The organism is Stenotrophomonas sp. C-A (assembly GCF_054030835.1).
In genome coordinates this window covers 4225948-4239647 of sequence record NZ_CM132916.1, presented here as the reverse complement: position 1 = coordinate 4239647, position 13700 = coordinate 4225948, and the positions used below count along the sequence as shown (strand labels likewise).

12 protein-coding genes are annotated in these 13700 nt (G+C 68.0%); 6 read left to right on the top strand and 6 right to left on the bottom strand.

Annotated elements, in window-relative coordinates; translation table 11 throughout:
• Window positions 1-20: 20 nt before the first annotated feature.
• Window positions 21-587: a GIY-YIG nuclease family protein gene (locus ACW5IY_RS19695; RefSeq protein ID WP_049436854.1), complete on the top strand. Its 567-nt coding sequence runs from the start codon at window positions 21-23 to the stop codon at window positions 585-587.
• A 7-nt stretch (window positions 588-594) separates the two neighbouring features.
• Here the strand turns inward: ACW5IY_RS19695 and ACW5IY_RS19690 are convergent, their stop codons facing one another.
• Window positions 595-738 carry a hypothetical protein gene (locus ACW5IY_RS19690; protein WP_197638516.1) on the bottom strand — a complete coding sequence of 48 codons (144 nt, stop codon included), beginning with the start codon at window positions 736-738 and terminating at the stop codon, window positions 595-597.
• A gap of 98 nt (window positions 739-836) precedes the next feature.
• On the opposite strand from ACW5IY_RS19690, the gene ACW5IY_RS19685 reads away from it, so the two are divergent.
• Entirely contained in the window at window positions 837-1736 is a 900-nt protein-coding gene (locus tag ACW5IY_RS19685; RefSeq protein ID WP_043397447.1) for a LysR substrate-binding domain-containing protein, read from the top strand.
• Between the two features lie 91 nt (window positions 1737-1827).
• Here ACW5IY_RS19685 and ACW5IY_RS19680 read toward each other — a convergent pair whose 3' ends face one another.
• The 3 genes from ACW5IY_RS19680 to ACW5IY_RS19670 all read right to left on the bottom strand — a co-directional run bounded on the left by ACW5IY_RS19680 (window position 1828) and on the right by ACW5IY_RS19670 (window position 4578).
• The gene (locus ACW5IY_RS19680; RefSeq protein WP_049436855.1) at window positions 1828-2544 is read right to left on the bottom strand and encodes an ABC transporter substrate-binding protein; all 717 of its coding nucleotides are present in this window, start codon (window positions 2542-2544) and stop codon (window positions 1828-1830) included.
• 62 nt (window positions 2545-2606) lie between these two features.
• Window positions 2607-4130 (bottom strand): carotenoid oxygenase family protein, encoded by a 1524-nt coding sequence (locus ACW5IY_RS19675; protein ID WP_049436856.1) that lies wholly within the window; start codon window positions 4128-4130, stop codon window positions 2607-2609.
• A gap of 25 nt (window positions 4131-4155) precedes the next feature.
• Entirely contained in the window at window positions 4156-4578 is a 423-nt protein-coding gene (locus ACW5IY_RS19670; protein WP_049436952.1) for a DUF2141 domain-containing protein, read from the bottom strand.
• Window positions 4579-4734: 156 nt separating this feature from the next.
• On the opposite strand from ACW5IY_RS19670, the gene ACW5IY_RS19665 reads away from it, so the two are divergent.
• From ACW5IY_RS19665 to ACW5IY_RS19655, 3 genes are read left to right on the top strand one after another with little or no spacing between them, the layout of a single operon-like run.
• Entirely contained in the window at window positions 4735-5835 is a 1101-nt protein-coding gene (locus ACW5IY_RS19665) for a sensor histidine kinase (RefSeq protein ID WP_049436857.1), read from the top strand.
• The gene (locus ACW5IY_RS19660) at window positions 5832-6470 is read left to right on the top strand and encodes a response regulator transcription factor (protein WP_152906247.1); all 639 of its coding nucleotides are present in this window, start codon (window positions 5832-5834) and stop codon (window positions 6468-6470) included. Before ACW5IY_RS19665 ends, ACW5IY_RS19660 begins: the two co-directional genes overlap by 4 nt.
• A 22-nt stretch (window positions 6471-6492) precedes the next feature.
• A complete protein-coding gene (locus ACW5IY_RS19655; RefSeq protein WP_049436859.1) occupies window positions 6493-6864 on the top strand; it encodes a VOC family protein in 372 nt (123 codons plus the stop codon).
• 65 nt (window positions 6865-6929) lie between these two features.
• Here ACW5IY_RS19655 and ACW5IY_RS19650 read toward each other — a convergent pair whose 3' ends face one another.
• Window positions 6930-7769, bottom strand: a complete 840-nt coding sequence (locus ACW5IY_RS19650) for an arylamine N-acetyltransferase family protein (protein WP_049436860.1) — start codon at window positions 7767-7769, stop codon at window positions 6930-6932.
• 202 nt (window positions 7770-7971) lie between these two features.
• On the opposite strand from ACW5IY_RS19650, the gene ACW5IY_RS19645 reads away from it, so the two are divergent.
• Window positions 7972-10512, top strand: a complete 2541-nt coding sequence (locus ACW5IY_RS19645; RefSeq protein ID WP_049436861.1) for a methyl-accepting chemotaxis protein — start codon at window positions 7972-7974, stop codon at window positions 10510-10512.
• 121 nt (window positions 10513-10633) lie between these two features.
• Here ACW5IY_RS19645 and ACW5IY_RS19640 read toward each other — a convergent pair whose 3' ends face one another.
• Window positions 10634-13156 carry a PepSY domain-containing protein gene (locus ACW5IY_RS19640; RefSeq protein WP_049436862.1) on the bottom strand — a complete coding sequence of 841 codons (2523 nt, stop codon included), beginning with the start codon at window positions 13154-13156 and terminating at the stop codon, window positions 10634-10636.
• Window positions 13157-13700 lie beyond the last annotated feature (544 nt).

Sequence of the window (13700 nt, the reverse complement as noted above, 5' to 3'; positions counted from 1 at the left end):
TGTCGAGGCAGCCTGCGCACATGCAGTCGGATATCCGCATCGACGGTCGTGTCTTCGCCTACGTCTTCCCCTGTGCGTGGGAAGACTACGCGAAGATCGGTTTCTCACGTGATCCGCTCGGACGCATCAGCGCATTGCACCGGCGTTGGTTCGAGTTCTTCGACCTCGACGCCGGTGCACTGGTGGAAGCGGAAAGCGAGCGCGATGCGCGAGATCTGGAGCTGCAGCTGCGTTCGCCGTTCAAGGCGCACCGCGCGCCGGCGCCGATGACGGTCCAGGACAAGGCTGGAGGTCGCACCGAATGGGTACGTGGTGCCAACCAGGCCTTGTCGCGTGCAATTATCGCGTTGGGCGAACAAGGCTATCGCTGCTATCCACTGAAGGCGTGGCTGCGGGCCGCCCTGTGCCTGCACATGGACCAGTTGCACGACTGGGCTGCGGTGCAACTTCCGGAGGAGGAAGGCCTGCGGCTGCCCAGTGGCCCCGGCGAGCGCGCGCTGCGTGACGCCCTCGACGGTTGTCGGGCATTGGATATCGATCCGATCCCGTGGCTGCCTGAACACGTCCAACGCTGGTATGCAGGGTGAGGAGCGTTCAACGGGTTCTCGGCGGCTGAACTGGCGCAGCCGGTTGCTGCCCGCACTGCGGGGCAGGTGTGGAAGGGCTGGCCAGCTGGCGTGCCAGCTCGGTGCTGGCCACATGGCCGTGCAGGAACAACAAGCCGCCGAAGATGTTCATGAGCGTGCCTCCACTTGAGTGGATTGCACGATACGGGCAGCATGGACGGGCAAAAAGCGACATTTCCGCGAGCGTGTCTTGAGAGGAATTCAAGCCTGATGTCCCGCCCACCGCTCCATGCCCTGCAAGGCTTCGTGGCCGCCGCCCGGCTCGGCAACCTGTCGCGCGCGGCGGCGTCGATGAACCTGACCGTCAGCGCGCTCAGCCACCAGATGCGGCAGCTGGAAGAACGGCTCGGGCAGCCGTTGCTGATCCGCCAACCGCGTGGCGTCACCCTCACCCTTGAGGGCCAGCGCCTGCTCGATCAGGTGGGTCCGCATCTGGATGCGATCAACGAAGCCTTCCAACCCTATGCCGCGCGCGCCGAGCACGTGCTGACGATCAGCGCGGTGCCGTCGATGGCTTCGGCCTGGTTAGTGCCGCGGTTGGGGCATTTCGTCGCCGCGCACCCGCAGATCGAGATCAACCTGCAGTCGAGTGAACGCCTGATTGATTTCGAGCGGCAGCGCCAGTTCGACGCCGCGCTGCGGCTGGGCAGCGGGCAGTGGCCGGGCCTGGTGGTGGAGCCGCTGTTCGACGAGTGGCTGCTGCCAATGGCCAGCCCGGCGCTGATCGAACGCATGGGAGGCGTCGACCGCGTGCCGTTGACCCAGTGGCCGCTGCTGGGTGATCCGGACGGGGCATGGGGCGCCTGGTTCGCGTTGAGCGGGCAGAGGCCACCGTCGCGCTTCGTGGCGGTGCTGGATGATTCGGAGGCGCACCATCGCGCCGCTCTGGATGGCGTGGGCGTGGCCCTCGGGCGGGTGACGCGGGCGCGGCTGCTGCTGGATTCGGGCCAGCTGGTCGCACTGTCCAGCCAGCGCCTGAAGACCGACTGGCCGCATTGGCTGGTGTACCCGCAGCGCTCGGCCAGCCATCGTGGCTTCCTCGCGTTCCGCGACTGGCTGCATGCGCAGGCCGCCGAGCACGTGCGGCACATGGCAGACGCGCATCTGTAGCGTCGCGCGGTGCTCGATCTCGCATCTGTAGAGTCGAGCCATGCTCGACTGGTCTTTCGAAGAAGCAGTCGAGCATGGCTCGACTCTACAGTCACCGCACCAGCGTGACCGCCTGCCCGGCACGGGCGAACGCTTCGCCCAGCAAGGGGCCGGTCTTGATCGCCTCTACCTCGTCGAACAGCGCCCGCAGCGCGTCGGCGGGGCGTGAGGCCGGCGCCGCCACGGCCTGCTGGATCGCGGTGAAACGGTCGGCCAGCACGCGATGGCCGGGATGCGCCTGTGCCCAGGCCACCAGCGGCTGGCGCACGCCGGCGGCGGCATCCAGACGCTGCTGATCGAACAGGGTGATGGCCGCCGCCGAGGTCTCCGCCCGCTCGATCGTGGCGTTGCGCAGTTCACGGCTCAGGAACAGGTCATAGGCCGCGCCACGCCCCACCGCGATGCGCAGCCCTTCGCGGTCGAGGTCGGCCACCTGCTGCGCAGGGCTGTCCTCTCGAACCAGATAGGTGCCTTCGATCTCCACGTACGGGGCACTGAAGGCGATGCGGTCGGTGCGTGCCGGATCGATGGCCAGGAAAGCCAGGTCCCAGCCGTCTTCGCCCGCTGCGGCGACCACCGAGGCTGCGGCATCGTGGCAGGTGAAGCGTGCCTGCACCCCCATCCGTTGCGCCAATGCGGTAGCCAGTTCCAGCGAGGGGCCGCGCGGTGAGCGCGCATCGCCCTGTGCCAGCACCGGGTTGCCCAGGTTGATCGCCACGCGCAGGAAACCGTGCGGTGCCAGCGTACTTCGATGGTCGGCCAAGGACATGCAGGACTCCACGGGGCAGGGGAGCCCCAGCATGCCAACAACGGTGTCCGCGTGGCGTGGAATCAGCCGCGCGCGGCGAAGGTGCCGTGGAAGCCCAGTGGCACCGCATACGGCAGCCAGGCCTGTGCCAGCGGGCCGTCATCCACATGGCGCGCATCCAGCACCGCCAGGCCACTGCGCTTGTTGACCGGGTCAAGCAGGGTGCCGATCAGCCAGCCATCATCAGCTTCTCGGCTGCCGGGGCGCGGTACGAACACATGCTCTTCGGCCATGATGTCCGGCCCGTAGTTCCACCGCTGGCGGCGCCCGCGATCGATGTCGAACGCAGCCACGGCGTTGAAGTACGGTGCGGTGGCCGGGCCGTCGATGGTCGGCGCATACAGCCGTGCGCCACGTGTGTTCGTCGAGCGCGGGTCGAACAACGGGAACTCCACCGCGCCGATGCCCAACGTCTCCCAGCGGGCCTGTCCACGACGCACGTCCAGATGCAGCTCGACCAGGCTGGCGCCACTGTTGGCCGCATGTGCACCGTCACCGGCCATCGCTTCCTTCATCGGCGAGCGCGCCTCGTTGATGTCGTCATGGCGTACTGCGCGCAGCACGATGCCGCCATCGCGGGTGAACGCGTCGCCGAAGTGATAGATCGCCGCGAACGGCGCCTCGAACCATTGCGCCTTGTCCGGTGCATCCTTGGCGACCACCGCGATACGCACAGGACGCTGCGGTGCGAACTGCATGCGCTCGAAGAAGCTGCCACCTGCGCCGGTGAAATCGAACGGCATCATCACGAACACCAGGTGCTGGTCGGTCATTGCGAAGGCATGCAGGTAGCCATGCTCGGGTGTTTCGATCACATTGGCGCTGCGCAGCTGGCCGTCCGCACCGATGTGCCAGACCAGCAGGCCATGGCCCCCCATCAGGCTGATCGAGCCGAAGTTCCAGAGGCTGCCGTCGCGGTCGGTCAGCGGGTGCGCCGAGAATGGTAGTGCGGCGAGGTCCGGACGCCAGGTGACAGGACCAAGTGTCTGCAGCGAATCGGGGTCCACTTCGAACGCAGAACCGGATTCGCACAGCGCGAACAGGCGGCCATTGATCAACGTCACCGAGGTGTTGGCCACGTTGGCATCATCGTTGTTGCGTACCGCCAGCGCACCGGGAACGCTGGTGCCGGCAGCCGGATACTGGAAGCGGCCGGCCTTCTGTTCACGGGTGAATTTCGGCGTGGCGACCATGCGCCCGTGATGGGTCAGGCTGCCATCACCATTGAAGCGCCAGCCATGCACCATGCCGTCGCCGTCGAACCAGTGGTCGTAGCGGAAGCCATCGCGCTCGGTCCACGCCGGGCCATTGCGGTACAGCGTACCGGCCAGGCCTGACGGCAGCTTTCCGTGCAGCTGCACGGTGGCCGGGCCGAGGCTTTCGCTGCCGACGCTGCGCCAGCCGAGCAGCCATGGGTGTTCCTGCATGCCCTGCGCGAACCGCGCCGGGTCGCCGGCGAAGGCGGGAGCGCTGCGCAGCGCAGTGGCGCCCAGGGCCAGGCAGGCACTGCTGCTGAGCAGGGTACGAAGGAAGCGGCGACGGTCCATGGTGGCCTCGGGTCTGGATGCGGAATCAGCGCAGGGTGATGTCGATGGCGGTGCCAGCGGCCGGCACGTCGACGCGCGCCTCGTCGAAGGTCGGCTTGCGCATCACCTGCGGGTTGTTGCTGAAGCCGTAGCCTTCCACCGGCATGCCGACCAGGTTGGTGTCGAGCTTGCCGTTGTCGTTCTCGTCGTGGGTGAGCAGCACGGCGTAGTTGCCGGCCGGTATACGCTTGAACGTGAAGTGGGCGCTGTCGCCGCTGGGCGCCGCCTGCTGGGCCTGCACGGGCTTGGCCTTGCCGTCCCAGGCGGCAGCGCTGTCGACCAGCGCAACGCGCAGGGTGCCGGTCTGCACGCGGACGTCGTGCACGGTCACGGCCAGGTCGGCGGCGTGGGCACTGGCGGCCAGGGCCAGTGCAGTCAGGGCGGTGCTGAGCAGGGCGGTGCGGATCATGGCAGTGGCTCCGGAAGTGTGTGTGGCGATGTGGCGCCAGTCTGCGTGGGGCGGTGCACGGGGTTCAGGGCCAGTGGTCATCGATTCGACGTGCCAGAAGTCACTTTCTGCGGCGGACCCATTGCCGCCGGCGTGCGCGCCGGTCAGCATCTGGCCATGCCCAGCCTGTTCCGCCATCTGTTGCGTCCCCTCAGCCTTGCCGGCCTGGTCACCGTGCTGGCGGTGGGCCTGTCGTTCGCTGTACAGCGCAACGGTGCCGGGCTGAGCCTGCTGCTGCTTGCCGTGTTCCTGTTGCTGTTCGTGGTGCACGGCTGGGCGTCGATGCCATCCCGCGTGCGCGCCGTCGCTGCGGTGTTGCAGGCGCTGCTGGCGGTTGCGCTGGTTGCGCTGCAGCCGCGTACTGGTACTGCTCCGGTGCTGCTGGTGGTGCTGGTCGCACAGCTGGCCGAGCACTGGCCGCCGCGCTTCGTGCTGGGCGTTGCGCTGCTGGCCAACCTGGCGGTGTATGCCGCGCTGCGCCACAGCGGCTTCAGCCAGCCGCTGCTGGTGGTGCTGCTCTATGGCGGCTTCCAGGCCTTCGCCGCACTGACCGCCCACTATGCCCGCAGCACGGCGCTGGCCCGCGATGACCTGGCCCGGGTCAACGCTGACCTGCTGGCTACCCGCGCGCTGCTGGCCGACAGCGCACGCGATGCCGAGCGCCTGCGCCTGGCGCGCGAGCTGCACGATGTGGCTGGGCACAAGCTCACCGCGATGCGGCTCAACCTGCGCGCCCTGGCCGCTGACCCTGCGCTGGCCGGTCGCGAGGGACTGGTGCTGGCGGAACGGTTGTCTGGCGAGTTGCTGGCCGACATCCGCCAGGTGGTGCAATCGATGCGCGATGATCGCGGCCTCGATCTGGCCACCGCACTGCATGCGCTGGCCGCACCCTTCCCACGACCGAAGCTGCAGCTGCAGATCGGCGACGGGGTGCGCGTGGCTGACCCGTTGATGGCCGAGACCGTGCTGCGGCTGGTGCAGGAAGCCCTGACCAACGCCGCCCGCCACGGCAATGCAGACACCGTGTGGCTGACGATCAGTGAAGAGGATTCCCAGTTGCGTATCGATATCCGCGATGACGGCCAGCGCGCTGAACGCATCCGCGAGGGCAATGGCATCGCCGGCATGCGCGAGCGCCTGGCGGCCGTACAGGGGCGTTTGGAGCTGGCGCGAACCGCGCAGGGCGGCATGCACTTGACCGCATGGTTGCCGGCATGAGTGGCGCCGCGATCCGCGTTGCCCTGGCCGATGACCAGGCGCTGGTGCGTGCGGGTCTGCGTGCGCTGCTGCAGGGCCTGGGGGTAGACGTGGTGCTGGAGGCCGAAGAGGGCCAGACGCTGCTGGACGCGTTGGCCGCCCAGCGCGTGGATGTAGTGCTCAGTGACATCCGCATGCCCGGGATGGACGGCATCGAGGCACTGCGCCAGCTGCGCGCGCGCGGCGATGCCACGCCGTGGCTGCTGCTGACCACCTTCGATGAAAGTGATCTGCTGCTGCGTGCCAGCGAGGCCGGCGCACAAGGCTTCCTGCTCAAGGACGCCGTGCCCGCAGACCTGCGTGAAGCGATCGAGCGCGTCGCCGCGGGTGAAACCCTGCTGTTGCCGGTCAGCACCGAGCCGGTGCGCGCCCGTTACCGCTTCCACGACGAAGCACCGCCCACCGATACCTTCGGGGAACGCGAAGTGGCGATCCTGCGCCTGCTGGCCGGGGGATACAGCAACAAAGAGATCGCGCGCAGCCTGTTCCTGGCCGAAGGCACGGTGAAGAACTACGTGTCGGCCATACTCGACAAGCTGGGCACCCGCGATCGCACCCGTGCAGTACTGAAGGCGATTACCCTGCGCATCATCTGAGTGGACCGAGCAAGGAGTGCCAGTGAACCCGATCCTGCATGTGGAAATCCCGGCCAGTGACCTGGACCGGGCCATCACGTTCTACCAGCGGTGGCTGCAGGTCGCGGTGGACGAACCTATCGTGCTGCACGACTGCCGGATGGCCTACCTGCCGTTCTCCGATGACGCCGCCGGTGCCAGCATTGCGCTGGTGCACGGCGCGGACTACCGGCCCTCCGAGCAGGGCGCGCGCATCTACATCGGCGTCGATGACCTGGATGCGAGCCTCGACCGTGCGCTGCAGGCCGGGGCCGAGCTGCGCTTCGGCCCGGCTGATGCGGGTGGCTGGCGTGTGGCCGAGATCCGCGACAGTGAAGGCAACCGGATCGCGGTGCAGGCGCGCGCGATTCTGTAGAGCCGAGCCCATGCTCGGCTGCTGTTGGCCCAGCCGCTCCAGCTCAGCCGAGCATGGGCTCGGCTCTACAAGAGCGCGGCGCGCGAGCGCTGCAGCCAATCATTGATGGCCGGGTCCAGTCGCGGGTCGTCCGGCAGCTGCATGCCGAAGCGCTGCTGCAGCACGTCACGCACATCACCCACATCATGCAGCGGGCGCTTGTCCGGCGCCTGCCCGGGGCGGTACTCGGTGTAGTTGCCGCTGCCGATGGTACGGCGCCAGTCCGGTCCGGTCAGTGATGCACGCAGCTGTCCGGGAAAACTGGAATCGGGATGGGTGCACACGTACCAGTTGCCCACCACGTTGTCGATCGGTGCCGGCGCCTGCAGGTCGAACCGATACATCGCCCGCCAGCCATCGTTGGACTCGGCCGACAGCACGAAATCACCCTCGTCGGGCAGGCGTTGCAGCAGATAGCGTTCATGTGGCGTGGCCTGCGGCTGCGGATCATGCAGGCGCAGCGGTACGGTCGGGGTCAGGCTGCCGAATCCGGCATCCACCAGCCAGTCGTCCCCATCCACATGCACGCGCAGCAGCAGATGGGTACGCGCGGTCAGCTCGCCGTCCTGGGCTGCTAGCAGCACGCGCGCACTCAGCGGCTGCGCATCAAAGCCCAATGCCTGCAGCAGCGCCAGCAGGCCACCATTGAGTTCGAAGCAGTAACCACCGCGGCGGTCGTCAAGCAGCTTGCGTTGCACGCTGTCCAGGTCGATCGGCACCGCATCGCGCAGCAGGCAGCTGAGGGTCTCGAAGGGCAGCAGTGCGTTGTGGCGCTGCTGCAGCAGGGTCAGGCCGGCCAGGGTCCGCGGTGGCGGCGCATCCAGCTGCAGGCGTTGCAGGTAGCGGGGGACATCGAGCGTCGTCATGGAGGCACCGGGCGGGGAGGAACGTCCACTGTGCTCCCCCAACCGGGGTTGAGGTCAAGCGCGGCGCCCGTGTCATGCCCCCGTCGCTTGCACCCGGTACAAAGGCCGCGTCCACCCGCGACGGGGGGACCCGGACGAAGAAGGCGCTAAAGTTGCCCTGAATCAGGCCGATACAGGTGCGTCTTTCCGCCTGGAGTCTGTCATGTCGGCCGTTGTCCCCCACCTCCGGTCCCTGCGCACGCGCCTTGCCGCGTTGCACTCGGCGTCCCCCGGCCTGCTGCGCTGGCTGCAGCCGCATCGGCTCAGCGTGGCCAACAAGCTCAAGGCGACCCTGTGGGTCTGTGGCCTGGGCCTGGTCGCGATCGCCGCTGTCTACGCCTGGACCGGCCATGCCAACGCACTGGCTGCGCGCAGCCAGGCCAGCTACCAGCGCGGCAGCGATCTGGCCGCCAGCCTGTCTACGCGGGTGGCCGAAGCGCGTCGCCTGCAGACCCAGTATGCACGCAGTTTCGATGATGCCGACCGCGCGCAGCTGCTGGCCACGCAGAAGGCATTGCAGGCCGATCTGCAGGCGCTGCGCGCGACGCCGATGGATGCTGGCCGGCGCAAGGCCCTGCAGGCGCTGACCGAAGCCGCCGACGCGTTCTCGCAGGGTGTGGCTGCCCTGTTCGAACGTGTCGACGAGATGGGTCGTGGTGATGCCGGCCTCGCCGCGCAGCTGCAGCAGGCCGCCGATACCCTGCAGGTACAGGTGGATGCGCTGCAGCGGCCGCCGCTGGCGTTGTCACTGCAGAAGATGCGAAGGCAGGAGGCACTGCTGCTGCTCGACGGTGACTCCACTCACGCCGACCGCGCCAGCGAGGAGAAGCTGCCGTTCGATCTCGCGCTGGCCGGCCTGCCTACCGATGTGCAGGATGCCTTGCGCGGCGGGATGGAGGGCTATCAGGGCGCCCTGCTGGGTTACACCGCCGCCCGCGTCGGCCTGGACGTGGAGGCGCAGTCGCTGCTGGATACCGCCGCGGGCGTCGCACCGGCGTTGGCCGCCTTCCAGCAGGCGCAGGTGGCGGCGCTGGCCAAGGCGCAGGCGCGCCAGCAGGCCGGCGCGCGCACGATGAGCGTGCTGTTCGCACTGACCCTGCTGCTGGTGGCCGGCGTGCTGATCACCAGCCTGGTGCTGGTGCTGCGTGCGGTGCGCCAGCCGATCCAGGACACCCTGCGTTTCGCCAGCGATATCGCTGACGACCGCCTCGACACCACCCTGCGCGTCTACAACGCCAACGATGAGATCGGCCAGCTGGCCCAGCGCCTGGTCGACATGCAGCAGCGCCTGCGCGCGCGCATCGAGACCGAGCGTGCCGTGGCGCGCGGCAATACCCGCGTGCGCCAGGCCTTGGACAGCGCGCAGACCGGCCTGATGGTGATTGATGCGGAAGGGCAGGTTGCCTACGCCAATCCGGCGCTGCTGGAGCAGCTTGACCTCCGGGTTGAAGATCTGGTGGCGAGCGATGCGGTGCGCCTGCATCCGGCACTGGCCAGCCTGGCCGGCGTGCGCCAGCGCGAGGAGCGCGAGATCGGCCATGCAGGGGTGCGCTACCAGCTGATTGCCAACGCCATCATCGACGAAGGTCAGTTCCTTGGTGTGGCGGTGGAGTGGCGCAGCCGTGCGCTGGAAACCCTGTTGGAAACCGAAGTGGCCGCACTGGTCGACGCCGCCGCACATGGCGACCTGCACGGGCGCATCGCGCTGGAGGGAAAGCAGGGCTTTGTGCGTACGTTGTCGACCAGCATCAATCGCCTGTTGACCACCTTCGAGACCAACCTCGGCGATCTGCAGGCGCTTCTGGCCGCGCTGGCCCGCGGCGACCTCAGCGTGCGCATGGAAGGTGAGCTGCAGGGCGTGTTCGCACGCATGCGCGACGATGCCAACGCCACCGTCGCGCAACTGGGCCGCATCGTCACCCGCATCCAGCACGCCACGTCCAGCCTGGATGCCGGCGTTGGCGAGATCGTTGCCGGTCACCATGACCTGTCGCAGCGTACCGAACAGCAGGCGGCCAACCTGGAAGAGACGGCAGCGTCGATGCACGAGCTGACCCACACAGTCGGTCGTAATGCCGATGCCGCGGGCCGTGCCGACGGGCTGGTCAAGGGCGCGGCGGCAGTGGCCCAGCGCGGTGGCGAGGCCGTTGGCCAGGTGGTCGCGACCATGCAGGGCATCAGCGAGGCCTCGCGACGGATCGGCGACATCACCCAGCTGATCGATGGCATCGCTTTCCAGACCAACATTCTCGCGCTGAATGCTGCGGTGGAAGCCGCGCGCGCGGGCGAGCAGGGCCGCAGCTTCGCTGTGGTGGCCGCAGAAGTGCGCCTGCTGGCACAACGCAGCGCGGAGGCGGCCAAGCAGATCAAGGGTCTGATCGAGGATTCGGTGGCGCGTGTGGGCCAGGGCAACCAGCAGGCCGAACAGGCCGGCACCACGATGGGCGAGATTGTCGGCAGCGTGCAGCAACTGGCGGATCTGCTGGCCGGTATCCGCAGCGCGTCGCAGGACCAGCATGCCGGCATCGCCCAGGTGAACCAGACCATCGTGCAGATGGAAGCCAGTACCCAGCGCAATGCCAGCCTGGTGGAAGAGGCCGGTGCCTCGACGGCGCAGATGCAGGCGCAGGTGCATGCGCTGGCGGAAGCCGTTGGCGCGTTCCGGCTGCAGTCGATGCCACAGGCGCGCGCTGCGGCGGCCTAGCCTGCGGTTCCTTGTCGGCTGGCGGGGAATCAGCCGAGCGTAGGCTCGGCTCTACATCAGCTGCAGGAACACTGTAGAGCCGAGCCCATGCTCGGCTCACGCCAGCGTTCGGAGGCAGGAATCAATACACGTCGCGACGGTAGCGCCCGGTTTCCAGCAGCGTTTCCACAACATCATCGCCCAGCGCAGCGCGCAGCACCTGGTCCACGCCTTCGGCCATGCCCTGCAGCGAACCGCACACGTGGATGACTGCACCACGCTGCATCCAGTCGCGCAGGGCATCGGCCGCCGCACGCAGGTGATCCTGCACGTAACCACCTTCGCCATCGCGCGAGAACGCCAGGTCCACCCGCGCGAGATGGCCATCGGCCTGCCACGCTTCGATCTCATCGGCGAACAGGAAGTCATGCGCGCGCTGGCGTTCGCCGAACAGCAGCCAGTGCCCGTGCTCACCTGCATGCGCGGCTTCGCGCAACAGACTGCGCAGGCCCGCGATGCCGGTGCCATTGCCGATCAGCACCATCGGTGCACCGGCGACGCGGTGGAACCCGGGATTGCGGTGCACGCGGGCGACGATGCTGGCACCGACCGGCGCATGCAGCGACAGCCAGCCCGAACCGAGCCCGGCGCGGCCTGTGTCGTCGTGCACCAGTCGCACCACCAGTTCCACCGCGCCATCCTCGGTGCACGAGGCGATGGAATATTCGCGTCCGGGCAGCATCGGCAGCCCTGCCAGCCACAGGCACGGATCCTGTACCGCCAGCGCAGCATCGGCCTCGGGCAGCTCGCGTTCACTGGCCAGCGCCAGCAGGGTGCGTGGGTGGCCGTCCACCAGCAGCGGCTGTAGCGGATCCAGCCCCTGTGCCTTCAACACCGCGCTGGCATGCCGCGCGTTGTGCCGGGGCGCGATATGCAGGATGTCGCCCGCCTGCCACTGCACCTCGGCCGGTGGCGCAAGACAGATGCGCCAGATCGCACCGCCGATGCTGCCCGGGTTGAGCCGGTCGCGGCCGAGCAGCCGCCACTCATGCATCTGCGTGGCCGCCGGCAGCACGCTGTCATCGGTGGCGATGCCGGTCAGCGCGCCCAGCTGCAGCTGCCATTGGCGCAGCGCCGCGACCGAGGCGGCATCGACTTCGATGCGGTCGAACAACGGGCGCGCGCCGTTGCCGAGCAGCCAGCCATCAACCTGGCGGCCGAAGCCGCAGTAGTGCGGGTACTGTCGATCACCCAGCGCCAGCAGTCCAAACTGCAGGCCTGACAGGTCGAGTGTCTGTGCCATCAGCCTTCGTGCAGCACCTCGCGCCGCATCCGGTGGTTCGCCATCGCCGAAGGTGCTCAGTACCAACAGCGCCTGCGCGGTGCGTGCCAGCTGCACGGCATCAATGCGGGCCAGCGGCAGCACCTGCACCGCATGACCGGACGCCTGCAGCTGCGCGGCTGCGCGCCATGCGAGCTGTTCGCCCAGTCCGCTCTGGCTGGCATGCACCACCAGCCACGGCGTGCCACCGCCATCGGCAGGCGTTGCTGGCAGCGACTGGCGCAGGCCACGCGCGGCGCGCTGGCTGCGTCGGCGGTCCAGGTAGAGCATCCAGCCGGTGATGAAGAACAGGCTCATGCCCAAACTGCTGAGCATCACCACGACACGCCCGGGCACGCCGAAGTAGCTGCCCGAGTGCAGCGCGAACACGCTGGTGGCCAGCTGCGCGCCGACACCCTGGCGTGCATAGGGGCGGGCATCGAGTGTGGCACCCGTGCCCGGGTCGAGCTGCAGCAGATCATGCGCGCGGTCATGCTGGCCACCGCGCTGCGACGGATCACCGGCCATCACGCGTACATTCAGTGCCTGCCCGGGCTTTTCCGGCAGGCGCAGGTCGATGTAGCCGGTGCGCACGCCGGGCAGTGCATACAGCGTGGCTTCGATGCGCTCCAGGTTCAGGGCGGCGCCGGTGGCCACCTTGTGCTTGGTGGCCGGTGCGACGCCCAACAGGGTGTTGGCGGCACTGCGATACCAGTCGAAGGACCACCACAAGCCGGTCAGCGCACTCATCAGGTAGATCAGCAGCACCCACGTGCCGACCACCGAGTGCAGGCTCCACAGGAAGCCACGGCCGCTGCGTTTCCATTCCACCGCCAGCCAGCTGCGCCAGTGCCACCAGCGTCGCGGCCAGCGCAGATAGAGCCCGGACAAGGTGAAGAACAGCAGCGCGATGGCGCAGCTGCCGGTGATCCATTTGCCACGCTCGCCGGCGGCGAGGTGGCGATGCAGGTCCTCGACGAAATCGAAGAACGCCTGCCCGCGCAGGGCGCTGAATCGTTCGCCGCTGTACGGATCGAAGTAGACCCAGTGTTCCTTGCCGCCGGCGAAGCGTGCCACCGAGGGCCGTTGCCCGGTGGCATCCACGCGCAGGCGCTGCAGCGGGCGTTCACTGCCGGCCTGCAGCAGCGGCACCAGTTCGCTCAGTGCAAGTGGAAGCTGGCCATCGGCATGGTGCTCGGCAATCTCGGCGAAGCCGGGATTGGCGGCGCGCAACAGCTCGTCCTCGAAGGACAGTACGGCGCCGCTGAGGCCCATTACGGCCAGTACGGCACCGGCGGTGATGCCCAGCAGCCAGTGCAGTTGGAACAGGACGTTCTTGAACATCGAAGGAGGAGGGCCCGGAAGGCTGCCGCCCGCATCCTGCGCAACAGCAAATGAGAATTAGTCGCGGAATTCTCCGTGGCGGACGGGCTACGGTCAAGGAGGGTTTTGTTGCAGGGCTTTGCAGCCCTGCACCCGCTACAAGCCGGAGCAACGTCAACGTCAAAAGCTGGCTTTCCGTGGGTTGGCGGGGTGGGTCCGGTTGAGGGGGACGCTGCAAGTACGTCCATGTAAGCTCGGTCGCCGCATCCATGCGGCTCACGCCCCCTCAACCGGACCCACCCCGCCTTCGACAGTTTTCCGCGATCTGTCGGAACGGCGTTCTGCTTTGGTGGGTGCCGACCGCTGGTCGGCACGGGGTCTGATTCCGTTCTGAATATCGATATCTGACAGATGTGCCGACCAACGGTCGGCACCCACCAACAGCCGCCGCGGGGATCTGTCGGGGGTGGGGCGGTGTGGGTGGTCAGGACCGTTGGCGCCATGGATAGCGCCATCGAGCCCCCATGGGTGAGGGCGCTTTGCTTGCGAAGCATTGCTTCGCAAG

What these genes read in the sequence shown, in the direction of transcription:
- ACW5IY_RS19690 (WP_197638516.1), bottom strand. Translation starts at nt 738, where the DNA reads ATGAACATCTTCGGCGGCTTGTTGTTCCTGCACGGCCATGTGGCCAGC.
- ACW5IY_RS19680 (WP_049436855.1), bottom strand. Translation starts at nt 2,544, where the DNA reads ATGTCCTTGGCCGACCATCGAAGTACGCTGGCACCGCACGGTTTCCTG.
- ACW5IY_RS19650 (WP_049436860.1), bottom strand. Translation starts at nt 7,769, where the DNA reads ATGACGACGCTCGATGTCCCCCGCTACCTGCAACGCCTGCAGCTGGAT.
- ACW5IY_RS19670 (WP_049436952.1), bottom strand. Translation starts at nt 4,578, where the DNA reads ATGATCCGCACCGCCCTGCTCAGCACCGCCCTGACTGCACTGGCCCTG.
- ACW5IY_RS19685 (WP_043397447.1), top strand. Translation starts at nt 837, where the DNA reads ATGTCCCGCCCACCGCTCCATGCCCTGCAAGGCTTCGTGGCCGCCGCC.
- ACW5IY_RS19640 (WP_049436862.1), bottom strand. Translation starts at nt 13,156, where the DNA reads ATGTTCAAGAACGTCCTGTTCCAACTGCACTGGCTGCTGGGCATCACC.
- ACW5IY_RS19675 (WP_049436856.1), bottom strand. Translation starts at nt 4,130, where the DNA reads ATGGACCGTCGCCGCTTCCTTCGTACCCTGCTCAGCAGCAGTGCCTGC.
- ACW5IY_RS19660 (WP_152906247.1), top strand. Translation starts at nt 5,832, where the DNA reads ATGAGTGGCGCCGCGATCCGCGTTGCCCTGGCCGATGACCAGGCGCTG.
- ACW5IY_RS19695 (WP_049436854.1), top strand. Translation starts at nt 21, where the DNA reads ATGCAGTCGGATATCCGCATCGACGGTCGTGTCTTCGCCTACGTCTTC.
- ACW5IY_RS19665 (WP_049436857.1), top strand. Translation starts at nt 4,735, where the DNA reads ATGCCCAGCCTGTTCCGCCATCTGTTGCGTCCCCTCAGCCTTGCCGGC.
- ACW5IY_RS19645 (WP_049436861.1), top strand. Translation starts at nt 7,972, where the DNA reads ATGTCGGCCGTTGTCCCCCACCTCCGGTCCCTGCGCACGCGCCTTGCC.